We start from the raw sequence: 24274 nt of genomic DNA, 5'->3' as shown, positions 1-24274 counted from the left end.
GCGTCATGGCGAGACGAGTGCAGTTTGCCCAGTTCGGTGGGCCAGAGGTCCTCGAGGTTGTCGAACAGGAGGTTCCTGACGCAGGGCCCGGCGAGGTGCGAGTGCGTGTACACGCCGCCGGGTTGAACCCGGTGGATTGGAAGATCGCGGCTGACCCTCAGAACGCCAGCCGGTTCAACGTGACGCTTCCGGCCGGCAACGGAAACGACTTTGCCGGTGTCGTTGATCGCGTCGGCGATGGCGTGTCGCAGTGGAAGGTGGGCGATCCGGTGTTCGGCGGCGCCCGCATGCATGCGCAAGCCGACTACATCCTCGCTCGCGCGGAGACGCTGAACTCAGTGCCCGACGGCATGCCCATCGAGCAGGCTGCCTGCCTCGACATCGCGGGGCGCACGGCAACGGCGATCGTGCGACGCATGGACGTCGCCGACGGCGACACGGTTCTGGTGAGCGCCGCTGCGGGAGGCGTCGGCCTGCTCGTCAGCCAGCTCTGCGTGCGACTCGGAGCGACAGTGATCGGCACAGCAAGCACGGGCAACCACGACTTTCTTCGCGACCTCGGCGTGCTACCGCTCGCATACGGCGACGGACTCATTGAGCGAATTCGGGATGCTGCGCCACACGGTGTCGATATCGTGCTCGACCACGCGGGCCGCGAAACGCTCGACACGGCAGAGGCGCTCGGAATCCCCGCTGACCGCATCAATACGATTGCCGAGAAGCCCTACGGGGCCACGCGCGGATTCAATACGTTCGGTCGAGCCGAGAGCACAACCGATGAGCTGCGTGCCCTCGCGGCTCGCATCGCCGAGGGCGCCATCGTGCTCCCGATCGCAGCACGCTACCCGATCGAGCAGGTGCGCGACGCCTACGAGCGTCAGATCGCAGGACACGTGCGGGGCAAGATCGTGCTGACGCTCAGCTGACGGACGCTGCGCGCTCGGAGGCAGGAGCTTTTCCAAGCGCAAACGCTGCCTCGAAGCCGTCGAAGATCGCCGCATCGATGGTGCGCGGCGCACGCGAGTCACCGATCACCGACACGGGAATGCCGAGCTCCGACAGCGGCGCGCTCTCGAACGGCACGTGCTCACGCGGCGTCGCCAGAACGACACTGCGCGCCGTCACCGTGCGCTCTCGTCCCGTGGCGAGACTGCGCAGCATCGCCACTTCAGCATCCGGGTCGAAATCGACGACCGTCTCAGAGACGTTGATCGTGAATGCTCCGTCGGGCAGCGACCCCGGCGTGCCCGGCGTGCGGAACAGGCGCCGATGCAGGTGGTCGCGGTCCTGGCTGCCCCGAATGAACGGAAACGCGGTGTCAAAGCGGGTGACAAGCCGCACGTCGTCTGTCGCGGCGGCCACGGCGAGCGCCACGCCCGCGGAATACGGCGTGCCGTCGTGGTCGACGATGAGCGCGGGAGATCGCAGCTGGTGCGGCTCGGCGACCGCCTGCCATGCAGACACGATGCCCGGCGCGTCGTTGAGCATCGAGAGCGCTGCCGAGGCAGCATCCGTCACACCGCCGACGCTCGTGCCGCGCTGCGCAGGTCGCGACCCGGTTGCGATGATCACGTGGTCATAGGTGTCGGATGCTGCGACAAGCTGTTCCGCCGTGACTCGCGTTTCGAGCCGGATGTCGACGTCGGCGGAATCGCGAACGAGGTCGTCGATGAGCAGCTGCACCGTCTCGCGACCCGGGACGCGGCGGGCGAGATGAAGCTGCCCGCCGAGCTGCGCCGTCGCTTCGAACAACGTCACGCGATGGCCGTTGCGAGTGAGTTCTGCCGCCGCCTTCAGACCCGCTGCTCCTCCCCCGATGACGGCGACGTGCGCGACACGCGACGCCGGTGCCGGAATGCTTCGCTGACCCTCGCGCCCGACAACGGGATTGACGGTGCAGCCCATGGGAAGCCCTGCTCCCGTGCGCGCGAGACACCCCTGGTTGAGCCGAATGCAGTGCGTCACGGGGGCAGCCGTGCGCAGCTTTGTCGCGAGATCCGGATCGGCGATCTGCGCTCGGGTCAGAGCGACCATGTCGGCGACGCCCTCGGCGATCACGGCGCGGGCGTCATCGACCGTCGCGGCCGCGCCGACGCCGAAGACGGGGATGTCAGGGTTTCGTCGCTTGACCGCCGCAACGTCGTCTCGCAACCAGGCCGACGGCATCGCCGATGACGGAAAGACATAGTGCACCTGATGGTATTCGCCGCCTGCGAGGTTGATGTAATCGATCGACACGTGGTGCCGCAGGTGGTCGATGATGGCGAGGCAATCGTCGCGGCTCAGTCCGCTCTCATCGAATTCGTTCGCGACGATGCGGATTCCGACAACCGGCTTGTCTCCCACGCGGGCCCGCACCGCGGCGAGCACCTCGAGCGGAAACCGAGTCCGAGCCTCGAGCGAACCGCCGTATTCGTCGGTGCGGCGGTTGTAGAGCGGAGAGAGAAACTGGTGCAGCAGGTATCCGTGCGCCATGTGCACCTCGACGCCGTCGAACCCGCCACGTATCGCGTTCTCGGCTGTGAGCGCCCAGCCGTCGACGAACGCCGCGATGTCAGCATCCGTCGCCTCAATCGTCGCTGCGCCGGTCGATGGCGAGATCATTCGACTGGCGCTGATCACTGGTCGCGGACCCTCGGGACCGTCGGGCGATGCCTGGGCGCCGTGGTGGTTCAGCTGAGCGAAGATGCGAGCGCCGCGTTCGTGAACAGCATCCGTCAACGCCGTGTCCGCCTCGACGATGTCGGTGCGCCAGCCGTCGACGAAGCCGCGAATCGCACTCGACGGATGCACGAACCGGTTGCCTGCGATGAACAGCGCCGTGCCACCTTCTGCACGCCGGGCGAAGTAGTCGATCTCTTGCTGAGACTCCCGCCCGCCAACCGCGTACAGTTTCGAGTGCGCCGCCTGCATCAGCCGATTGCGCACGATGACGTTTCCGATGCGCAGGGGCGTGAAAAGCGGGTCGGATGCTGCCTCGCTCACCACGGTGTCGGTGCTCATGTCGATACTCTATGTGGAACGCGACGGGCCAGCCGGGCGGGCAGCGGGCCACGTGTGAGCGGATCAACTCTCGCACTGGTGATGAGCATGCCCGGACGCACGGCCTACCTTGACGATCTGAGCGGACCCGGCGCAGCGACGCTGCGTGCCCGGGTCGCACAATCGGCCTAGCTGGAGCCGCAGGCGGCGGCGCACCGACCTCAGTTCTTGAGCCACACCGTGCTTTCTCCGGGAAGCATCCCGTCGCCGAGATCGCCGCTCGAGATGAGCACCTCACCCTCGGGCAGCGCGATCGGCTCAGTGCCGAAGTTCGTGACGACCTCCCAGCCGTTCGGACGTCGGAAGTGCAGCACATCTGCCGACTCGGACTCAAGCCATTCGAGCGACTCCGCCGTCTGCAACTCATCGCGCAGCGCGAGCGCTCGACGGTAGAGGTTGAGTGTCGAGGCGGGATCGTCGTCTTGCGCCTCGACAGACAGCCTGGCGAACCACGAGGGCTGGGGCAGGTGCGCCTCGGCAGAACCAAAGCCGAACGAGTCACCCGACCGCGTCCAGGGCAGCGGCACGCGGCATCCGTCTCGACCGGGGTCGACACCGGGGTTGTGGAAGAACGCGGGGTCCTGGTGCCGGTCAGCCGGAATGTCCGCAACTTCGCCCAGCCCCAGCTCCTCGCCCTGGTACAGGTAGGCCGAGCCGGGCAGGCCGAGCATGAACAGGGATGCTGCGCGAGCGCGCCGCAGCCCCGTCACGATGTCGAGCTCGGGCGTCGTGCCTCCGGAGAGCAGCCAGTCAGCGCCCTGCTTGACGTCGCGCCCGTTCAGCGGAGGCAGACCATAGCGCGTGGCGTGCCGCACGACATCGTGGTTTGAGAACACCCAGGTCGTCGACGAGCCGGCGATCTTCGCCTCGGCGAGGTTCGTGCTGACGATTTCGAGAAACTGCCCGGCGTCGAAGTCGGCCTCGAGCAGGTCGAAGTTGAACGCTTGACCGAGTTCGTCTGGGCTGGCGTAGCGTGCGCGTCGTTCAGCGGAGGCGACCCATGCCTCAGCCACGGCGATGCGCGGTGGATCGTACTCGTTCAGCACCTCGCGCCATTCGCGATAGATGTCGTGCACTTCGTTGCGGTCCCAGAGCGGATGCTGCCCGTCGGTCGTCGGCGTCGCATCGAGTGCGGCTTGCGACGGCAGCACGTCGGGAAGGTCTTTGGCGCACCCGTGCGCCACGTCGACGCGGAAGCCGTCGACCCCGCGATCGCTCCAGAACCGCAGCGTCGTCAGAAAGTCATCGCGCACGTCGCGGTTCTGCCAGTTGAAGTCCGGCTGCTCTTCGGCGAAGAGGTGCAGATACCACTGGCCATCATCAACCTGCGTCCACGCCGGTCCGCCGAACATCGCCGTCCAGTCCGCCGGCGGAAGCTCCCCGTTCTCGCCGAGTCCGTCGCGGAAGATGTAGCGGTCACGCTCCGGCGACCCTTTGCCTGCGGCGAGCGCCTGCTGAAACCACACGTGCCGGTTCGAGCTGTGGTTCGGCACAATATCGACGATCAGCTTGATGCCTGCCGCGTGCAGAGCCGCGACCATCTCGTCGAAGTCGTCGAGGGTGCCGATCTTCGGGTCGACGTCGCGGTAGTCGTCGACGTCGTACCCTCCGTCGGCGAGCGCTGACGGGTAGAAGGGGCTCAGCCAGACAGCATCCACTCCCAGACGCTTCAGGTAGGGCACGCGACTCGTGATTCCGCTCAAGTCGCCGATGCCGTCGCCGTTCGCATCGGCAAAGCTGCGCGGGTAGATCTGGTAGACGGTCGCCTGGCGCCACCAAGTGGCATCGCCTGCCTCGGCGGGGTGGTCGGCGGCTTTGCTGTCGATCACTGTGGTCATTTGTTCTACTGCCTTTCGTGCGTTTTCGGTATGCGTGCGGGGAACGTGCCGAATATCACTGTCATTCAGCCTTTCACAGCTCCTTGAATGACTCCTTCCATCACCCAGCGCTGAGCGAACAGGTAGGCGACGATAGCCGGGGCCATCGCCATCAGATATGAGGCGAACGCCACGTTGTAGTTGTTGCTGAACTGGGTCTGGAAAAGGTTCTGCCTGACTGGGAGTGTCTGGAGGCTAGGGTCGGAGATGATGAGTGACGGCATCATGAAGTCGTTCCATGCGTAGAGGAACGCGAAAATGCCGACGGTGGCGCTCATCGGTGCCAGCAAAGGGAAGATGAGCTTCCAGAATGTCTGCCAGGTGGATGCTCCGTCGATGCGCGCGCTCTCTTCGAGCTCCATCGGGATGGAGCGCAGGAACGCAGTGAACAGCAGCACGCTGAAGCTGAGCTGGAACATCGTGGCGAGCAAGATGACGCCCAGCGGGTTATCGAGTCCCAAGCGGCCGGTGAGCTGGATCTGCGGCAGGGCGACGACCGGGAACGGGATAAACATTGCGCCAAGCAGGTAGAAGAACGACCAGCGGAACAGTCGTCTGTCCCAGTTGCGCATAATCGCATAGGACGCGAACGAGGCCAGGATGATTGTTGCTGCAACGGTTCCCGCTGTGACGAGCACCGACATCGCGAACCCGACGGGGAACTTCGTTAACTGCCACGCGTCGATGAATCCTTGGATCGTGAAGGGCGCAGGCAACGAGAAAGCGTTCCCGTCAACGGCCTGATCGGTCGTCTTGAACGCCATCGTCACGGTCGCGTACAGCGGAAGCAACACTGTAACGGCACAGAGCATGAGGATGATCGTGCCCGACCAGTTCACACGCTCCATGGCGTAGCGCGAACGCTTCGCTGTTCCATCGACGGTGAGCAGGCGGGTGCTGTTCGGGGCTTCAGTTCGCGTAGACATCAGAGTGCGTTCCTTCCGCGTGTGACTGAGAGCTGCAGGAGAGCAACGAGGATCGCCACGATGAAGAAGATCGTGGCGTTGGCCATCTGGTACGCGTAGTCCCCTCCGTTGAAGCCGGCGATGATGGTCATCGCGACGCTGCGTGTCGCGGTGCCCGGCCCACCGTTCGTGAGTCCGACGATGATGTCATAGGCGTTCAGGAAGTTCTTAAAGCCGAGAATCACATTGATCACGACATACCCGGCGGCGAGCGGCAACGTGATGCGCATCAGCTGCTGAGCCTTCGACGCACCATCGATGTCCGCGGCTTCGTACACGTCGACGGGAATCGCCAGTAGCCCGGCGATGTAGATCAGCAGGGTTCCTGGCACGGCCTGCCATGCCGTGACGATGACGATAGCGATCCATGCGAGATCGGCGTTCGCCAGCAGGCTCGTCGACAGGAACGGGATGCCGAGGGCGGCTCCGACATCGGGCAGCGAGTTGGAGAACAGGAAGTTGAAGACGTAGGCAATGATGATGCCCGATACGACCATGGGAATCACGAAAATCGCTCGAAGTCCCGTCTTCATCCGGATTCGCGATGTCAGCCCCACAGCGAGGAGGAAGGCGATCACGTTGACCAGGATGACCGTGGCGATCGAGAACCCGAATGTGAACAGGTAACTCTCCAGAATCGCTGGGTCGCTGAACGCCGCGATGTAGTTGATGAACCCGATGAACTGCCAGTCTCCGATGCCAATGGAATCAGTGAAGCTGAAGAAGATTCCGATGATTCCGGGAATCGTAATCGCAAGCGTGAAGAGAGCCAGACTCGGGAGAAGGAAGAGATAGTAAATCGGCTCGACGCGGCGCTTCGACCGAGGCGCCGAATGACCGCCACGAGTGACGATGCGTGCGGTTGTGCTCATTTCGCGGACTCCTCTGTCTCGCTGTCACGTGCCGGCTGACGGAATGCGAGGCGCGCCCAGTCAGCATCGAGCGTGCGCAGAACTCTTTCCGGGTCGGCTCCGAGCATGATCGACTGCGCGTAGCTGAACACGGGGATCGTCTTCGGGATCAGCACGGACGGACCCTGATAGATCTTGCTGTCGTTGTAATACGGGATCATCCCCGCAATCCTTGGATCGCTGGGATCAGGCGCATCGGTAGTCGGAGTGAAGCCCAGCTGGGACTCGTTGTACTTCTCGATGACCTCCGGCTGATACAGGTACTCAAGGAAGTCTCGAGCGGCTTCCTTGTGCTTCGATCCCTCCGGGATCATCGCGGCCAGGTCGACGTTCACGCGCACGCGCAGGTCATTGGGGTCGTCCGTCATCGGCAGAGGGAAGGTTCCGAGGTCGAGGTCGGGATCGGTCTTCGCGATCTCGCTGAAAGCCCACGGACCCTGCAGGTACATCGCCGCCTCTCCCTTGGCGAAGGCCAGGTTGCCGTCGCCGTACGCACGGCTGGCGGCATCCTTGTTGGCGTACTTGTTGCCGAGCTCGCTGATCTTGTCGAGCGGTTCGGCGAATTCCTTGGCGAAGGAGACGTCAGAGTCCGGACCGACGTCCGCGCCTTCCTCCTCCAGCGCCTCGAAGAAGTCAATGACGTCGAGGCTGCCGCCGACCGCGTAGTCGAACCAACCTTGGCCGACGGTCCAGTCGTCTTTGAACGTGGCGTAGAACGGCGTGACGCCGGCATCCTTCAGTTTCTCGCATACGTCGACAAGCTCACTCCAGGTCTTGGGCACTTCGAGACCGTGCTCGTCGAAGATCGCCTTGTTGTAGATCACCGATGCCGCCATGATCGAGTACGGCAGCGCGCTTGTCCGGCCCTCGCAGTGACCGTACTGATCCATGTAGGGTTGCAGGTCCTCGCGAATGCTGCTCGCGGCATTGGTTCCGGACAGATCACTCAGCGCGCACCGCTCGACGAATCGCGAGACCTCCATGTTGTAGTTCGCAAGCATGAGGTCCGGCGGATTGCCTCGGACGAAGCTGGCCGAGACCACGTCGACTCCCGACGTGTCCAGTTCGACGTTCACGTCGTCCTGCGAGGCGTTGTACTTCGCAACCAGATCCGTCATGAACGAGATCGCCTCGCGCTTGCTGAAGGTGAAGCGGATCGTCTCCGCACCGTCGGCGCTGCAGCTTGTCAGCAGGCTCGCCGCGACCGCAACTCCGGCAGCAGCCGCAAGCGCACGCACCGCGCGCTTCATTCTCATAGACACCATTGTCCTTTCGTCGAGCATTAGATTTAGATACTAAATGTAAGAGCACAATTTATCTAGTCCCACCCTCTCGACGCGGGCAGAAGAATTGATTCATCGCTACGATCAAGTAGGAGCCGAGTCCGAGGGAGCGCACCGATGACACGAGAACAGCCGGTGTCCCCGCGCGGTCCCCAGAACGCGGGTGCGATTCTGCGCTACGCGTGGGATGTCCCAGCTTTCACCGCCAGCGACGCGATGACCGCGACGGGTCTCACCCGCTCGACGGTCATCGCGCTCTGCGATCTGCTCGTGGCATCGGGGTGGCTGCGCGAGTTGGAGAACGCGCGTGCCGCGGGCGAGTACCGCAAAGGGCGCCCGGCGCGACGGTATGCGCTGCGCGCGGACGCCGGAGTCGTCATCGGGCTGGATGCCGGTCAGCACCATCTGACCGCGATTGTCAGCGACCTCAGCGCTCGGGAACTGTCACGGACGCAGGCCGCGGTCGACCCCGATTCCGAGGATGCTCAGGCACGCCTCGCGACCGCAGACGGCGTCGTCGATGACGCACTCCGCGAGGCCGATGTTCCGGCAGGACACGTTCTGTGCATCGTCGTCGGAGTCCCGGCACCCACGGACGCGGAGGGGCACTCCCCTGAAGGGCAGAACAGCTTCTGGCGTCGCATGAATCCGGGGTACGCCGAGCACTTCGCGTTGCGCGGCTGGCCCACGGTGGTCGAGAACGATGCGAATCTCGCTGCTGTCGCCGAGGGCGTTCGCGGTCAGGGCTCGGGAGCCACCTCGTACGTGACGCTCCTGTCGGGAGAGCGGTTCGGCGCCGGATACGTCGTCGACGGTCGTCTTGTCCGCGGCGCGCGTGGCGGGGCAGGTGAGATGCGGTTGCTCTCCCTCGTGGACGGCGTCGGAAACTCTGACGGAATCGGCGCGCTCGCGCGGGACTGGCTGCGCGAGGCTCTGCGTCAGGGGGAAGTTCCTGAATCCAGTGCGCTCGCTCATCTTCCCGAAACACAGCAGGATGCCCGTGCGGTCTTCCACGCTGCCGATGCGGATGACGCGTTCGCACTCTCGATCATCGACCGCATCGCTGACCGCCTCGCGCGCATCTGCGCTGTTCTTGCGGGGCTTCTGGATGTGGAGCGGATCATCATCGCGGGAGCTGTTGCGACAGCGATCGACCCCCTGCTGGGGCGCACGGCACCTCGAATGGCGAAGCTCACGCATCCTCCCGCTCCAGAGCTCAGAGCGTCCACTCTGAGCGACAGCATCGTCAGCGTGGGGGCGATCACGCACGCCCTCGAGTACATCCGTGACAATGCCCTCACAATCACCGTGCCCGCACAGGATGAACTGCACGCTGCCAGTCGGCAACCCCCTGTTCTCTGACGATACGCGAGGCTACCCTGAAGGCATGATGGATCGAATCTCCGCAGAACGCTTTGCCGAGCAATCGGGAGTCGCCGACTGGCACGCCGAAGGGGACAGTGCCCGCGCGCGGTTCGAGACCGGGTCGTTTGCGAAGGGCGTCGAGTTTGTCGTCGAAATCGGCAAGCTCGCCGACCAGGCGAACCACCACCCCGACGTCGGCCTGCGCTACCCGAACGTCACAGTGACGCTGTCGACCCATGACGTGTCGGGGCTGACACAGCGCGACATCGACCTGGCGAAGCAGATCTCCGTCGCGGCGCGCAACCTCGACATCTCGGCGGAGTAGGCGACTACCCCTCGGCGCCGTCGACCATGCTGATGAAGGCGCTGAGCTGCGCGACCTCGCCCGGCGTCGTCGGCAGATAGTCGGTGAGCGCCGGCGAATAGACGAGATACGCGGCCCACTGCGCCCGCGAGATCGACACGTTCAGCCGATTCTTCATGAGCAAGAAGGCCATGCCGCGCGGGACTTCACCGGGGTCGGATGCTGCAAGGCTCACGATTGCGATCACGGCCTCCTGCCCCTGAAACTTGTCGACGGTGCCAACACGAACGTCTCGGTGGCCGGCGCGGTCGAGCGCTTCGCGGATCTCGGCGACCTGCGCGTTGTACGGCGAGACCACGATGATGTCTCGTTCGGTGAGCGGGTCTCGCACGCGCTTTTCGTCGGGATCCGTCCACGCGAGACCGACGTGGTCGCGGACGATCTCGACCACGCGCGCGGCCTCCTCCGGGGACGCCGTCGCATTGCCCGCGTGATTCACGGGGCGCACGTGCAGGCCGGGCAACTCCTGCTCGAGGGTGCGTTCACCGACGCACTCATGCGAGCGCAGCGCCCCCTCGTAGGACAGCTCCGAGACCACAGCGGTGACGTCATCGTGCATGCGACGGCTCTCGGCCAGAAAATAGCCGAGCTCGTCGGGCAGCACGTCGTGCCCCGCGCTCACCCAGCCCAGCGCCGACTCGTCGACGGGCTCTGGGTGCGTGCCCTGACTCACTTGCGGCAACTGCTGCGGGTCACCGAGCAGCACAAGGTTGCGCGCGGCGACGCTCGCAGCGATCGTCGACCCGAGCGAATACTGGCCCGCCTCGTCGACGACGAGAAGGTCGAGGCCTCGACGACCGACGCGCGCCGGATTGCTGAAGTCCCACGCGGTGCCGCCGATGACGTAGCCGGTCGCATCGTTGTCGAGGCCGAACGTCAGGTACTGCTTCTTGTCGAGCGCGGTGAACGCGTGGGCATCGGCGGCGTCGCCCTGCTTGAGCGCTTTGCCCACGAGCGAGGCATCGAGTCCCGCACTCGTCACAACGCGATCGAGCACGTTCTCGACGACGGCGTGAGACTGCGAGACGACACCGATCTTCCACTTGTGCCGCCGCACAAGCTCGGCGATGAGATGAGAGGCGAGGTAGGTCTTGCCCGTACCGGGCGGCCCTTGCACGGCAAGGTACGAGTCGTCGAGGTCGAGCACCGCGTTCGTGACGTCGGCGAGGTTGTCGCCGGTTCGCGGCAGCAAGCCGGTGTGCGTCCGAGGTGGCACTCGACGCAGAAGGTCGAGCACCGGCTCGGCCGTGAGCGCCTTCGAGATCTCAGCGGGGTCGGATGCTGCGGAAACAGCGGCGTCGCCGAGGGCGTCGACGATGCTCTGCCCCCACCAGGCGATCGCATCGACCTGGGTTCCGGGGCGCGGCGGACTCTCGGGAGTCAGCGCCACGGGCATGCTCGTGTACGGTTCGATGTCGCGCCCGAGCGTCTCTTCCAGCAGCATCCGGCCGTCGTCGAAGACGTCGAGAATCGTCACTTGCCGCGCAACGCGAGCGCCCGGGTCAGCGTGCAGGTCGGGCCATGGAGCGGGCTGATCATAGAGCGCGAAGGGCTTCGCGCCGGCTTTCACGGTGCTGCCCGGAGCCCATGACCCGCGAACGACGAGGTGCCTGCGGTCGCTGCGCTGCCTGCCTTCGCGATGCCAATCGGTGTCGAGCACGGCGCGGTCGATGACAAAGCAGTCACGCGTGTCGGCCCAATCATCAATCGGGTCGACGAGCCTCGAGAAGTGCCCCCACCAGAAGCTTTTCTGCTCGCGTCGGTGATAGTCGATCGCGGCCGCCGAGATCGCGAGCGCTGCTTGGTCGGCTGTGCGCGCGGGGTCCAGCGGATCACCGGCGAAGCCGATGAGTGTGTCGTGCAGAGGCGACGGTTCGATGTCGAGCTCATCGCGGTCGGCCGCGCCAAGGGGATGCACGCCGGCGGCGCGAGCGTGACCAAGCAGCCAATCACGCAAGCGCAGCGTCGAGACGCAGTCGTACTCGTTGTAGTCAGCGACCGAGGAGAGCATGCGCTGAGCTTCGGCGGCAGCACGTGCATCCCCCGCCGCACCCGCTGCCCTGAGCACGCTCAGCTCCGCGTACTCGGTGATGGAATCGCCCGCGTTCGTGACGTCTCCATCGCGATGCTCGTCGCCCATGTACAGCGGTTCGAGCTTCTTGATCGAGTATGAGCGTGATCCCACGCGAACGCTGTGACGAACGATCGGATACAGATCGACAAGCACGTGCGCGCGCAGCAGCTCATCAACCGCCTGCTCGCCGACACCATGCCGAGCGGCGATGGACAGCAGATGGGTGCGCTCGTACGACGCGTAGTGATAGATGTGCATGGCCGGGTGCTTCTCGCGGCGCTCACGCACATACTCGAGAAAATCCAGCAGCGCTTGACGCTCTTCTGCAAAACTGTGCGCCCAGAACGCGCGGAACGTCCCGTCTGCCTCGATGAGACCGAACAGGTAGTCGAGCCCCCACTCGACGGTGCCGTCGGAGCGCGTCTCGCTGTACAGCGGGTCTCCCTCGAAATCGAAGAAGATGTCTCCTTCGTCGGGCTCGGGGATCGCCGCGAGAGCGTCAGGAGCGAAGACGCGAACAGCGGGCGAACCTGCGCTCGCTGCGTCCGCAGCATCCCTACCGTCGGATTCGAGCTGCAAACGTGCCTGCTCGCGTAGACCGGCAAACGTCGACTCGGTCATGTCGGGAAGGGGGTCGGATGCTGCGGCGAGCGCATCGATCGTCGTAATTCCAGCCTCGAGTAGCCTGGCTCGCTGCCGCACGCTGAGCCCCGCGACGAGAAGCACGTCCCGGTGCTCGTGCACGGCCTCTTCGCACAGGTCGCATCGGCCGCAGGCGATGTAACCCGTCGCTCCCCACGCGATCGCGCCTGCGTCGGCGACGCGCTCGTCGATAATGCGCTGCAGGCGCGCGACGCGTCGCCGATACACCGGGACGATGTCTCGCAGGCGGTGCTCGCTATGGCGGCCATCGCCGAGGATGAGTCGCGCAATGGGGCTGACGCGAATGCCGAGCGCCGCCATCTTCTCACCGTAGGCGGCGAGCTGCAGCAGCGCCGTGATCTTCGCGGAGCGCGCGAGCTTGGTGTCTTGCACCTCGTAGCTGCCGTCAGGCTGACGAACGATGAAGTCGGCGAACCCGACGAACGCGCCATCCCAGAACGTCGCCTGAAACACAACGTCGGCACCGGCTTCAAAAGCGCGGAGCGTCGAGTCAGCGGCATCCTGCAAGTCTCGGGCAGTCATGGAAGCTGGCCGATCGATCTCGACAACCCCGGTGCCGAACCGATCGCGGTACTGCTGAAGCACCCGGGCTTCGTGCTCGTCGCCCAGAGCTGAGGTGCGCTTATTCATGGCGTCGCGCTCTTCGACGATGAGAGGGATGCGGCCGAGCTTGGCGTCGAGCTTGCGCAGAAACGCCCACTCGCACTGCGACGCCTGCGTCAGGTCGCTCGCGCTCGTGACGATGCGCGGCTCAGCTGTCTCGTTCAGAAAGAACATGTGCTCCCCTCGTGGTGCCCTCTCACACTATTCGGCGGGTCGGACATTCAGCTGATGTCCGACCCGCCGAGGGGCACGTAGCCCGGTGCCTACCGTGCTTGAGCCCTGCGAACCAGAGTCATCCAGGCGACCGCACTCACGACCCCCACCGTGAGAAGCACGCCCATCCACGGGAGCCACCCCATGGAGAGCAGGGAGATCAGCCACGCGAGGAACTCCTCGTTGATAAAGGCGGTCATACCTGCCACGAGTATGACGACGAGCATCACGAGCAGGCCAGCCCAGAGAGCCATCTGACCCCAGCGATTGACCGCCGTCGCGGCAGCGGCGCCGATGAACATGAAAGCGAGAATGAGCAGGAACGTCTGCACGAGGGTCTGCCATGCCGGCCCGATTCCCGTGTAGAAGACGTTGAAGAATCGTACCTGGAGGCCCCACCCGGAGGTGGCCTCCTCGATCATCTTGCCGAGTGTGACGAACACCGAGAACATTGCGGCGTTTGCGACGAAGATCAGACCGGTACCGCGGGCAAACTCCCAGCGCGTCAGGCCGAGACCCGTTGCGAGCGGAAAGTATTGCGTCATTGACGTGATGCCGAATCCCATGAGCGGCCCGAGCAGAGCGAAGATCGCGCCGTTCCAGGTCATTCCCATGTACATGTCCTCGAGGTCTTGACCCCCTGTGACGACGTTGGCAAAGATGCCGACGGTGAGAATGATCGCGAACGCGATGCCAGCGATCATGAAGGGCATACCGAAGAACGTGAAGCGGTTCGCGGTGTGCAGTTTGACGACTGATTTGATGCGCACGGTCACGCCTTTCAAACGGCGACGGCGGAGCGCTGAGCGTCCGTCGTCAGGTGGACAATGAGGTTCTGAAGTGAGACGGAGGAGACGGTGAGGCCAGCGCCGTCGGCCCGTTCTGCATCTCCTTCGCTCGCCATGATGGTTGCGGAAGACAAGGCGCCCAGTTCGTCGCGCGAGAGCACGTCGCGACCCGCGAGGAACGCGTCAACCGCATCTGCCTTGCCTGCGACCTGAAGTGCTCGACCGCGGAGCTCCTCCGTGTCGGCGTCGAGCAGCAGCTTTCCCTCGTCAAGTACGACGACGTGTTCGAGAAGATTCGCGGCTTCGTCGATGTGGTGCGTCGACAGCACGACAGTGCGAGGATAGCTCGCGAAGTCTTCGAGGAGCCGATCGTAGAAGATCTGGCGTGCGACAGCATCCAGACCCAGATACGGCTCGTCAAAGAACGTCAGAGGCGCACGCGACGCGAGACCGATGATGATGCCGACGGCACTGAGCTGTCCCCGCGAGAGTTTTTTCACGAGTCGCTTCACGGGCAGCCGAAAATCGGCGATGAGCTTTTCGGCGAAGACAGCATCCCAGTTGGGGTAGACGGACGCTGCCACGGCGATGACGTCCTTCGCGCGGAAGGTGTCGGGGTACTTCTGGCTCTCCTGAATGAAGCAGGTCTGCGCGAGGATCTGCGCGTTCTCGACCGGAGATTCTCCGAAGACACGCATGTTTCCCGACGTGGCGAAGACTTGGCCCGTGAGCAGCTGCATCAGCGTGGTTTTTCCGGCTCCGTTGCGGCCGAGAAGCCCGTAGATGCGATTCGGCTCGAGGTCAATCGAAACGTCGTCGACGGCTCGGACGTCCTTATAGACTTTCGCGAGGTCACGTGTGGTGATGGCGGTCATGAGCGGGCCTCTTTCGTGATGAGTTCGGTGAGTTCATCTGCAGAGATGCCGAGCTTTGCGGCCTCCTGCATAAGCGGGACGATGTATTCGTCAGAGAAGCTTTGGCGGCGCGCTTCCATGAGCGTTTGCTTGGCGCCGGCGGCGACGAACATTCCGATTCCCCTTCTCTTGTAGAGAACCCCGGAGTCGACGAGCCGGTTGAGTCCTTTGCCGGCGGTCGCAGGGTTGATTCGCAGGAAGTTGGCGAGCTCGTTCGTGGACGGCACTGCGGTCTCTTCGGGATAGGTCCCGTCAAGAATGTCGTTCTCGATCTGCTCTGCGATCTGAACGAAAAGTGGCCGTCCTTCATCGAGCATTCGCTTTACCTCCGTGGTTCATTACTCAACTAATGAACCATAGAACCGCGCACACGTCAACCCCGGGGCGAATTCAGGAGCCCCGGGGAAGCGAGTACGCACTCGAAGGGCGCTTTTGCGCAGGGTTTTGGGCGGCCGCCAGCGCGGCGGCCGCCCTTCACTCATGACCTAGTGACGGCGAAGCGAACGCTTGCGCCCGATGAGTTTCACCCCCACACCGATGAGCAGAAGCAACGCGGCGATGCCGAAGATCGCTGAGCTGCCGTCTGCGCCGGTCTCGGCCAGCTCTTCGTCCATCGCACCGTTGACCCACCCGGCGGGCGACTCGCTGGCGCCTGCCGCAGTAGTCTCCGCTGCACTTGATGCCGGTCCTTCGGAGTCAGGCCCGTCAACGTCCGGAACATGGATGCCGGGGTCATCAGGTCCGGGTGCGTCAGTACCTGGGTCGTCAGTACCCGGGTCATCGGTACCCGGGTCATCGGTGCCCGGGTCATCCGTACCCGGGTCATCCGTACCCGGGTCGTCAGCACCCGGGTCATCCGGCCCGGAACCGCCGCTTGTTGCTCCATCGACTGTGCTGTCGCCGACAACAGAGATTGCATCTCCGTTGATCGTGACGGGAGCATCAACGCCAAGGTCAAGGAGCGTACCCCCGAGGATGCTGTCATCACCTGACGACTCGGATGCACCCGAGTCGCCTGGCGAATTGGAGCCGGCAGTTGCGTTCGACGTTGTCGAGTCGCCGACGCCCGAAACAGCTGTACCGTTCAGCGACACCGGCAAACCGACAACACCGTCAACGGCAGTGCCGCCGAGGGCGGCGTCGTCACCAGAAGTGACAACGCCGCCATCAGCAGCGTCAACGGCACTGGCCTCGGCCATAGCACCCGAGGTCATCGAGTCGCCTAGAACCGAAACAGCAGAACCGTTCACCGAAACCGGCAGGCCCGCCACCGGAGACACCGCAGTGCCACCAGCCACGCTGTCGCCAACGGCCGTGACGGCACCAGCCTCCGCAGTGCCAGCACCAGCGACAGCGGTGCCGGTCTCGGCCATCGCACCCGAGGTCATCGAGTCACCGAAAACCGAAACAGCAAAACCGTTCACCGAAACAGGCAGACCAACGACACCATCAACAGCAGTGCCACTGAGAACGCCGTCGTCACCGGTTGTCGTTGCTCCAGCATCCGCTTCTCCAGCGTCAGCCGTGCTGGTCTCGGACATGGCGCCCGAGGTCATCGAGTCACCGAGAACCGAAACAGCAGAACCGTTCACCGAAACCGGCAGACCAACCGCACCGTCAACAGCAGTACCGCTCAGAGCACCGTCGTCACCCGAGGTGGCAACGCCGTCGTCAGCGGAACTCGCAGCACCGGTGCCAGCTATAGCTTCCGACGTCATCGAGTCACCCAGAACCGAAACGGCGGAACCATTCAGGTCGATCGGTGCAGTCACGACCGGACTCACGGCAGTGCCACCAGCAACGCTGTCGTCGCCGGAGGTCGCCGAATCAGCATCGGTTGCACCGGCGCCTCCAGTTGCAGTTTCGGCCATGGCACCCGAGGTCATCGAGTCACCGAGAACGGAAACAGCGGAACCGTTCACCGAGATCGGCAGATCCGCCACCGGAGACACGGCAGTGCCACCAGCAACGCTGTCGTCGCCGGCAGTGACGGCACCAGCGTCCGCAGTGTCAGCGTCAGCCGCGCCTGACTCGGCCATGGCACTCGACGTCATTGCGTCGCCGAGAACCGAAACCGCGGCACCATTCAGGTTGATCGGAGCAGTCACGGCCGGACTTACGGCCGTACCGCCAGCAACACTTTCGTCACCGGCAGTGACGGCACCAGCGTCAGCAGTATCAGCGTCAGCCGCGCCTGACTCGGCCATGGCACTCGACGTCATTGCGTCGCCAAGAACCGAAACCGCGGCACCATTCAGGTTGATCGGTGCAGTCGCCACCGGACTCACGGCCGTACCGCCAGCAACACTTTCATCGCCAGAAGTCACCGAATCAGCATCGGCTGCACCGGATCCTCCAGTTGCGCTCTCGGACATGGCACCCGAAGTCATCGAGTCACCGAGACCGGAGACCGCGATTCCGTTCACGGTCACAGGAAGCCCGACAACGCCGCCGAGGGCGGTGCCACCGAGGATTCCGTCGTCACCCGACGTCATCGCGCCGGTATTGCTCATGCCGTCAGCCGATTCCGCATCAGCCGTCGCTGCTGACGTCGCCGCGTCGCCGAGCCCTGAGACGGCGATGCCGTCGATTGTGATCGGAACGGTGACGACTGGATTCGCCGCGGTTCCGCCCGCCACGCTGTCGTCACCCGACGTCGTCGCGGCAGCATCCTCGGATCCGTCGGCGCCGTCAGCGTGTGCTGCAGCATCTGCGGTTGCGGAATCACCGACGGCAGAGACAGCGATGCCGTTCACGGTGATCGGCACGGACACGACCGGGCTTACTGCGCTCCCGCCCGCGACACTGTCGTCACCCGAGGTGGTGGCCTCGGTTTCAGCATTCGCCGCGTCACCTGTTGCCGAATTGGACGTCGCTCCCGACGATGTGGAGTCGCCGACGAGCGACAGGGCAAGCCCGTCAACAGTGATCGGCAGCTCCACGTCGGGGCTCACTGCGGACCCGCCAGCCACGCTGTCATCACCAGACGTTGTGGCGTCTGACGACCCGGAAGCATCGGCTGGCGGTGTTGCGTCGTCAGCGGGAGGCGCCGTCTCCTCAGCAGGAGGCGCCGTCTCCTCAGCCGGCGGTGCAGATTCTTCCGCAGGCGGCGTTGTGTCTTCAGCCGGAGGCGTCGAATCTTCCGCAGGCGGCATTGTTTCCTCAGCCGGCGCCGCAGTGTCCTCCGCTGGTGACGACGCATGATCCGTCACCGACGAGACGATGTCATCGACAGCATCCGTCGCAGTATCGGTCACGTCGCTGACGATGTTGGTGACACAGCCGCAGGCCGTGCTCTCATCGTCGGGCGATTGCTCCGCGGCATTCGCCGCAGTAGCGCCGAAGAAAATTATTCCTCCGGCAAGCAAGGTGCCATAGAGACACCTTGTCAATGTGCGTTTCATTTCTCTCTCCTGATATTCAAACGGACCCATCAGGCAGATGGGTTGCGCGTCGCCCTCACGGCGACCGCGCGCCCGTCAATCAGGAGAGCAGGTGAGTGTCAGGGTCAGAGATTCTGGAAGATCGTCGTCGTCAATGAGTTCAGAACGGATGCTGTCGCTCGCCGCTCCCGCGCCATCAACGGCGCGCTCAGCGGCCACAGAGCCGGCTCCGCTCGCGGACCCGGTCACGGCTGCGCTGGCGCCGATCGCCGCATTCGGCGCTGACGGCAGCATTGGAGCGTGTGTCGGCGCGAGCGCGGCGTCAACGGGACCCGTCTTCTCGACGCTTTGCGCGATCGGGAGCGCGGCCTCCAATGCATTGACGTCGCGCGGACCCGTGTGGGTGAGGTCTTCGCCGATCTGCGCCGATGTCAAGACAGAGTCGCCCTTGGCGCCGGCTGGCTGCAGTTCACTCGGCGGCTCGAGACCACTGGTCTGGTCGACAGTGTCGGCCACAGTGTCGCCGATACCGACGACTGCGCCGTCGACGGCATCTGTCGCCGCCGCCGTCGTGCCACGAACGGTTGACACCAGGTCGACCACGAGCGGGTCTGCGATGTCGGAGACCGCGCCCGTTGTCGTCGCGACAAGGTCCGTGCCTACGAGTCGACTGAGGTCATCTCCAACGAGAGGAAGCGAGGCGATGAGCGGATCAATCGCTTCGTCGAGATCCTGTGCGATAGGGGAAACCGCGTTCTCAACAGGTGTGTCTGTCACTGCAGCAGCGAGAGCATCCGTCGTCGAGCCGACAATGTCGCTCAACGGCCCCGTCGAATCGTCGGGTTCAGCCGAACCATCGGGCTCAGCGCTCGAGGCCGAGGGCTTTGTGCTGGTTTGCGCTGGGACGTCGCTGGCCGATTCCGCCGAGCCAGGCTCCGCGGCCTGCTCGTTCCCGCTCGGCTGCGTCGTCGGCTCTGCCGCAGAATTCGCGCTGCTTGCCTGGGCCGGCACGGTCTTCGCAGCACTTTCCTGGGCGGTCTGCGGCGGATCAGCGGGCTTCTCAGCCGGGGGCTGAACAGCATCCGTCACGTCGGTGACGAGGTCGACAACGCCGGACGTCGTGCTGTCGACAGCATCCGTCACAGGCTCGGTCACCTCGTCTTTCACGGCGCTCGTGACGTCTGAGACGATGTCGGTCACGCTCGTGGAATCGACCTCGTCGCCGTCATCGGCGTGCGCCGCCGAGGCGCCGAAGAACATCTGCGCCACGAACCAGACGAACGCGAGGGCGACAGCGGCCAGAAGCACACGGGTGAGGCGAAAGTTGCCTACCGTTGCCGATCGCATGCTTCCCCCCGAAGCTTGCCGCCAGAAAACTGCCGTCTGGCTCAGGATTGCACGATACGAGCGCCTTGGCCAGACCCAATCGGAAATTTCATGTCAGGTACCCTGTTGAATCTCGCTCCATCCGCCGTCCGCGATCCTGATGCGCAGCTTTGCCGGAATCTGCTCTTTCATCCCCTCAACGTGGCTGATGAGCCCGACGGTCCGACCGCCGGCTCGCAGCGAGTCGAGCGTCGACATGGCAACCTCAAGGGTGTCGGCATCGAGCGAGCCGAAGCCCTCGTCGATAAACAATGTGTCGAGCGTGATGCCTCCGGACCGCGCGGTGACGACCTCGGCGAGACCGAGCGCGAGGGCAAGGGAGGCGAGAAACGTCTCGCCTCCTGACAGCGAGTGCGTGGCCCGGGCGACACCGGTGTGCTGGTCGAAGATCGCGAGGCCGAGGCCCGACTTCACGTTGCGGTACTGCACTGAGTCGTCGTGCTCGAGCGAGTATCGGCCGCCCGTCATGGTACGCAGCCGCGCGTTCGCCGCCTCGACGATGCGCTCAAGCTCCGCCGCGAGAACAAAGCCCTCCAACCGCATCTTGCGAGTATTCGGCCCGTCGCCCGCGAGGGTCTTCGACAGGTTCTGCACAATCTCGAACTCAGCGTTCGCCGCCGCACTGTCGACGAGCCTCTGCTTGACCGTCGTCACGGTTCGCACGAGCTGCGTGTGACGCTCGGCTATCGTGTCGCGAACGCGTCGCGCCTCATCGCGAACCTGGCGCGCTTCGGCGACCGCTGCCGCCGTGGCGTCGGTGTCCGGCTGCTCAACGGGAAGGTCGGCGAGCTCTGGTTCGGTGAGGATCGCTCTCACCGCTGCTCGAGCGTCATCATGGGACCGGATGCTGTCGCGCAGACGCTCCCGGTCGGGAGCAGACCGTCTCGCGGCCTCCGCCGACGCCTCGTCCGCGAAGCGGTGCTCAGCGAGGTTCTCGGCGAGCGACCTCTCGGCTTGCGCCGCCGAGCGGTCACGATCGTCACGCGTGCGCAGCGCCGACGCGAGCGCGACGGCCGCTTCGCGCTGGCGAGTAGCCGACTGCACGGCATCAGCGACCGACGCCTCGTCGCCCCGCTGTTCATCGACGGCCCGCCTGATTCGAGCAACCTCGGTGTGTGCTTCCTTCTCAGCCGCCACCTGCGCGTCGCGCTCGGCGCGCAGCTTCTCACGTTCGGCATCGCCGGCATCGCGCTCCTCGAGGAGCGTCGTGTGCCGCTTCGCGATGTCGCCGACCCGCGATGCTTCGTGCTGCGCGGCTGCAAGGCGCTCGCGTGCCGGCTCCAGCTCGCTGTCGATCTGTTCCACCGAACGTTCGCCCGCGATCGCACGCTGCTCGGCGAGCTTCGCTTCGAGCGCAGACACTTCTCGCGCAGCATCCGCCTTTGCCTGCTCACGATCTGCAAGCGCGTCGCGTGCCGTCTCGATGTCGGCCTCGCTCACGGGGTCACCGGTGTGCTCCGCGGGTGACGGATGCTGCGTCGAGCCACACACCGCGCACGGCTCTCCATCGCGCAGATCGGCTGCGAGCTCGGCCGCATGCCCGGCAAGCCGTTCGTCGAGCATTCGCTGCAGGCAAGCCGACGCCTCTGTGTTTTCACGCACGCGTTGCGCTTCGGTCTTTCGGGCCTCGTCGCGAGAGTCCTCGATCTCGTCAGCACGTTCGGCAGCCGCTCGCGCGGACAGGAGGCGCTCGACATCGGTCGCGGTTCCGTCGACACGCGCCGCCTCGACGCGGGCAGCCGTGAGCTCGTCGTGAACCGCTGTGATCTCAGCGGGAAGAGCCGCGAGCCTCTGCTCACGCTCCACGATCGCAGCATCGGCAGCCTGCCTGCGCTGGGCCGCCTCAGCCTCGGCCTCGGTGAGCGCGGCGAGGCGAGACTCTTGTTCGAGAACCTCGTGAAGCAGAGCGAGACGCCCTGACAGCGAGTCGGCGACAGCGTCGAGCTCGTCGGTGCCGGCATCTGCGCTTCCCCCGGCAGCGACGTGCGATTCACGAGCAGTTTCGAGACTTCCCCGCGCTGTTTCGCTGGCTGACCGTGCGGAGTGGGCGCTCACGATGTACGGCCACACGCGTTCAACGCTCTCGGCTATCTCCAGCTCCGAGCGCCGTTCGCTGATCGCGGGTTCGGCGTCGTCGAGTTCGGCCGAACGCTTCTCGGCGTCGGCCCTGCGCTGCTGCCGGCGCCGCAGCTCAGTTGCCTCCGCGTGCTTGGCCTCGGCAGCGTCGCGCACAAGGTCGGCGGCACTGGCCTCAGAAATCGCACTCGCCATGCGCGCGCCCAGCTCGAACACGCGCTCCTCGAGCCACTCGATCGCGCCGGTCTCGGGCGCCTGCCCCTCGGCCAGATGCGCGGCGTCGGCAATGAGCTGCTCAGCCTGCGCGCGAGCCGCGGCGAGCTGCTTCTCGAGCTCGCGACGGCGCTCGGCCACCGCGTCTTCGTAGTCGGCGAACCGCGCCGTGCCGAACAGGCTGCGCAGCACAGCCTCACGATCGCGGCTGCTCGCTAGCAGAAACTGCTGAAAACGGTTCTGGGCGAGCAGAATCACCTGCAGAAACTGTTCCTTCTTCAATCCGACAATCTCGGCGAGTTCGTTCGCCACATCGACCGGGCGCGAGGCGATGCCAGCCCAGTCAGCGCCGTCGAGCACGTCGAGCTGCGCCGCCGACTTCTGCATCGTCATGCCCGCGCCGCGCTTCTTCGGAACCTCATACTCCGGCGAGCGCGCCACCCGGTACCGCGTGTCACCGATGGTGAACTCGAGTTCTACCCGAGTCTCATCACCCGGAGCGCAATGGTCACTGCGCAGGCGGGACTTCGTGCCGTCGTACCGCGGAACACTGTCGTACAGCGCGAAGGCGATGGCATCGAGAATGCTCGACTTGCCCGCACCTGTCTTTCCTGAGATCAGAAACAGGCCGTCGTCGGCGTACGCGTCGAAATCGATAACCTGAGTCGTGCGATACGGGCCGAACCCCGTGATGCTCAGCCGGTTGATCTTCACGCGCTCGCCTCCTCGGACCGCACGCCATCAATCGCCTCGCGAATGACGTCACCCTCGGCCTCGCTCGCGCCCTGCCCGTTGCGCACGTAGGCGAGAAACTCGTTGACGATGTCGACGTCGCTCTTGCCCTGCACGCGTTGCGCGTAGGTGCGCGTGCCGTGGTCGGCGACCTCGGCTGGCTCGTGCACCATGGTGGCGCAGTATGGAAAGCGCCGCTGCAGCTTGCGCATTCCGTCGATCGGCCGCACCGTATCGGTCAGCACGGCGCTCACCCAGTCGCCCTCGGCATCCGTGTGCGCCTCGTCAGTGAGAAGCTGCTCGAGCGTTCCGGTCAGAATGCTGAGCCGCCGCGGCACGGGTAGGTCGACCCACTCGATGTCCGCGAGCCCGGACGCGTCGAGCTCCACGAGCCAGCCGCCGCGCGGTTTGCGCGCCTCGCTGAAAGAATAGTGCAACGGCGCGCCCGAATAGCGGATGCTGTCGGTCAACGTGGCGCGCCCGTGTATGTGCCCGAGGGCGGCGTAGTCGACGCCGTCGAAGACGCTTGCCGGTACGAGGTCGATGCCGCCCGACGTGATGTCCCGCTCGACGTCGCTCGCGGCATCCCCCACCCCCTGCGCAAAGCAGTGCGACACGACGATGGAGCGCCCGCCCCGCACAGCGACGTCGGCGTGAATGCGGCGCATCGCGAAGCCCACAGCATCCGCCTGCGTCCGCAGCGTCTCGTCGGGGTACTTGTGCCTGATGAGCGCAGGTTCGAGGTAGGGGATGCCGTAGATGTGAACGGGCCCGTGGTCGTCGTCGAGGGTGACGGGAACGTCGAGCGTTTCGTCGCGAGTCAGCACATGGATGCCGGCGAGCCGGGCGAACTCCGATTGAAATGCGAGCCGTGCGGCCGAGTCGTGATTGCCGCTCGTCGCCACGATCTGGGCGCCCGTTTCGCGGAGTCGCGTGAGCGCGCGCGTCAGAAGGCGATACGCGTCGGCGGACGGCGTCGCAGAATCGAACACGTCGCCCGCGATGAGCACCACGTCGACGTCGCGCTCGCGAACGATGCGCGTGAGTTCCTCGAGCACACCGTCAAGTGCGTCGAGCGTCGGGTGCCCGTGAAACGAGCGCCCGATGTGCCAATCGGAGGTGTGCAGAATCCGCATGTTTCGACGCTACCGGGTGCGTGCGACAGCCGTCGGTACGCCCTCGCATCTGATTCCCACCCGGCGGTACTCTTCCCGTTCCCCGCCCCGCCCTCATAGTGACTTGCAGGAAGTGGCTGCGAACCGGATGTGCGATCGCAGCCATTTTCTGTAAGTCACTACTGCGCGAGCCTTCCGACCAGAGCCCCTCCCTCCGGCCGCGTAGTTCATGCGTCCCAAATGTCGCGGGGCACCGGTTCCGCACGCTATTTGGGACGCACGAGTTGGCGGCATCCACTTCGCTGCC

At 64.9% G+C, this 24274-nt stretch carries 16 protein-coding genes; 3 read left to right on the top strand and 13 right to left on the bottom strand.

The features are described from left to right. The first annotated feature begins 5 nt into the window (after positions 1 to 5). Positions 6 to 926 carry an NADP-dependent oxidoreductase gene (locus tag ATJ78_RS05220; RefSeq protein ID WP_098406633.1) on the top strand — a complete coding sequence of 307 codons (921 nt, stop codon included), beginning with the start codon at positions 6 to 8 and terminating at the stop codon, positions 924 to 926. Here the strand turns inward: ATJ78_RS05220 and ATJ78_RS05215 are convergent. The 5 genes from ATJ78_RS05215 to ATJ78_RS05190 form a co-directional block, all read right to left on the bottom strand. Further along, the gene (locus ATJ78_RS05215) at positions 919 to 3003 is read right to left on the bottom strand and encodes an oxidoreductase (protein ID WP_098406632.1); all 2085 of its coding nucleotides are present in this window, start codon (positions 3001 to 3003) and stop codon (positions 919 to 921) included. The two genes, ATJ78_RS05220 and ATJ78_RS05215, sit on opposite strands and share 8 nt — an antisense overlap. Positions 3004 to 3203: 200 nt before the next feature. Continuing rightward, a complete protein-coding gene (locus ATJ78_RS05205; protein WP_098406631.1) occupies positions 3204 to 4880 on the bottom strand; it encodes a glycoside hydrolase family 13 protein in 1677 nt (558 codons plus the stop codon). 65 nt (positions 4881 to 4945) lie between these two features. Next, the gene (locus ATJ78_RS05200) at positions 4946 to 5845 is read right to left on the bottom strand and encodes a carbohydrate ABC transporter permease (RefSeq protein ID WP_098406630.1); all 900 of its coding nucleotides are present in this window, start codon (positions 5843 to 5845) and stop codon (positions 4946 to 4948) included. Next, positions 5845 to 6756, bottom strand: a complete 912-nt coding sequence (locus ATJ78_RS05195) for a carbohydrate ABC transporter permease (RefSeq protein WP_098406629.1) — start codon at positions 6754 to 6756, stop codon at positions 5845 to 5847. The genes ATJ78_RS05200 and ATJ78_RS05195 overlap by 1 nt, the downstream gene beginning before the upstream one ends. Next, entirely contained in the window at positions 6753 to 8060 is a 1308-nt protein-coding gene (locus tag ATJ78_RS05190; protein ID WP_434061486.1) for an ABC transporter substrate-binding protein, read from the bottom strand. Before ATJ78_RS05190 ends, ATJ78_RS05195 begins: the two co-directional genes overlap by 4 nt. A gap of 135 nt (positions 8061 to 8195) precedes the next feature. Here ATJ78_RS05190 and ATJ78_RS05185 point away from each other — a divergent pair, with 135 nt between their 5' ends. Both ATJ78_RS05185 and ATJ78_RS05180 read left to right on the top strand, forming a co-directional pair. After that, positions 8196 to 9440: an ROK family protein gene (locus ATJ78_RS05185; protein WP_098406628.1), complete on the top strand. Its 1245-nt coding sequence runs from the start codon at positions 8196 to 8198 to the stop codon at positions 9438 to 9440. Positions 9441 to 9465: 25 nt separating this feature from the next. Then, positions 9466 to 9768 carry a 4a-hydroxytetrahydrobiopterin dehydratase gene (locus tag ATJ78_RS05180; protein ID WP_098406627.1) on the top strand — a complete coding sequence of 101 codons (303 nt, stop codon included), beginning with the start codon at positions 9466 to 9468 and terminating at the stop codon, positions 9766 to 9768. A 4-nt stretch (positions 9769 to 9772) separates the two neighbouring features. Here the strand turns inward: ATJ78_RS05180 and ATJ78_RS05175 are convergent, their stop codons facing one another. The 8 genes from ATJ78_RS05175 to ATJ78_RS05140 form a co-directional block, all read right to left on the bottom strand. Then, on the bottom strand, positions 9773 to 13321 hold the full coding sequence (locus ATJ78_RS05175) for a TM0106 family RecB-like putative nuclease (protein WP_098406626.1): 3549 nt from the start codon (positions 13319 to 13321) through the stop codon (positions 9773 to 9775). 89 nt (positions 13322 to 13410) lie between these two features. Further along, entirely contained in the window at positions 13411 to 14130 is a 720-nt protein-coding gene (locus ATJ78_RS05170; RefSeq protein WP_098409216.1) for a hypothetical protein, read from the bottom strand. A gap of 11 nt (positions 14131 to 14141) precedes the next feature. Further along, complete coding sequence (locus ATJ78_RS05165) at positions 14142 to 15023, bottom strand: ABC transporter ATP-binding protein (RefSeq protein WP_098406625.1); 882 nt, start codon at positions 15021 to 15023, stop codon at positions 14142 to 14144. Continuing rightward, on the bottom strand, positions 15020 to 15379 hold the full coding sequence (locus tag ATJ78_RS05160) for a GntR family transcriptional regulator (RefSeq protein ID WP_098406624.1): 360 nt from the start codon (positions 15377 to 15379) through the stop codon (positions 15020 to 15022). The genes ATJ78_RS05165 and ATJ78_RS05160 overlap by 4 nt, the downstream gene beginning before the upstream one ends. A gap of 168 nt (positions 15380 to 15547) precedes the next feature. Then, complete coding sequence (locus ATJ78_RS05155; RefSeq protein ID WP_143741374.1) at positions 15548 to 18466, bottom strand: beta strand repeat-containing protein; 2919 nt, start codon at positions 18464 to 18466, stop codon at positions 15548 to 15550. 75 nt (positions 18467 to 18541) lie between these two features. After that, the gene (locus ATJ78_RS05150; RefSeq protein WP_098406622.1) at positions 18542 to 19792 is read right to left on the bottom strand and encodes a hypothetical protein; all 1251 of its coding nucleotides are present in this window, start codon (positions 19790 to 19792) and stop codon (positions 18542 to 18544) included. A 93-nt stretch (positions 19793 to 19885) separates the two neighbouring features. Further along, positions 19886 to 22834, bottom strand: coding sequence for an AAA family ATPase (locus tag ATJ78_RS05145; protein WP_098406621.1), 2949 nt, complete (start codon positions 22832 to 22834; stop codon positions 19886 to 19888). After that, positions 22831 to 23988: an exonuclease SbcCD subunit D gene (locus ATJ78_RS05140; RefSeq protein WP_098406620.1), complete on the bottom strand. Its 1158-nt coding sequence runs from the start codon at positions 23986 to 23988 to the stop codon at positions 22831 to 22833. Before ATJ78_RS05140 ends, ATJ78_RS05145 begins: the two co-directional genes overlap by 4 nt. Between the last annotated feature and the right edge of the window lie 286 nt (positions 23989 to 24274).

Origin of the sequence: Paramicrobacterium agarici (assembly GCF_002563955.1) — a bacterium.
Classification (GTDB): domain Bacteria; phylum Actinomycetota; class Actinomycetes; order Actinomycetales; family Microbacteriaceae; genus Paramicrobacterium; species Paramicrobacterium agarici.
Note: the sequence above shows the minus strand (reverse complement) of the source record. Positions and strands in the feature narration are given on the sequence as shown.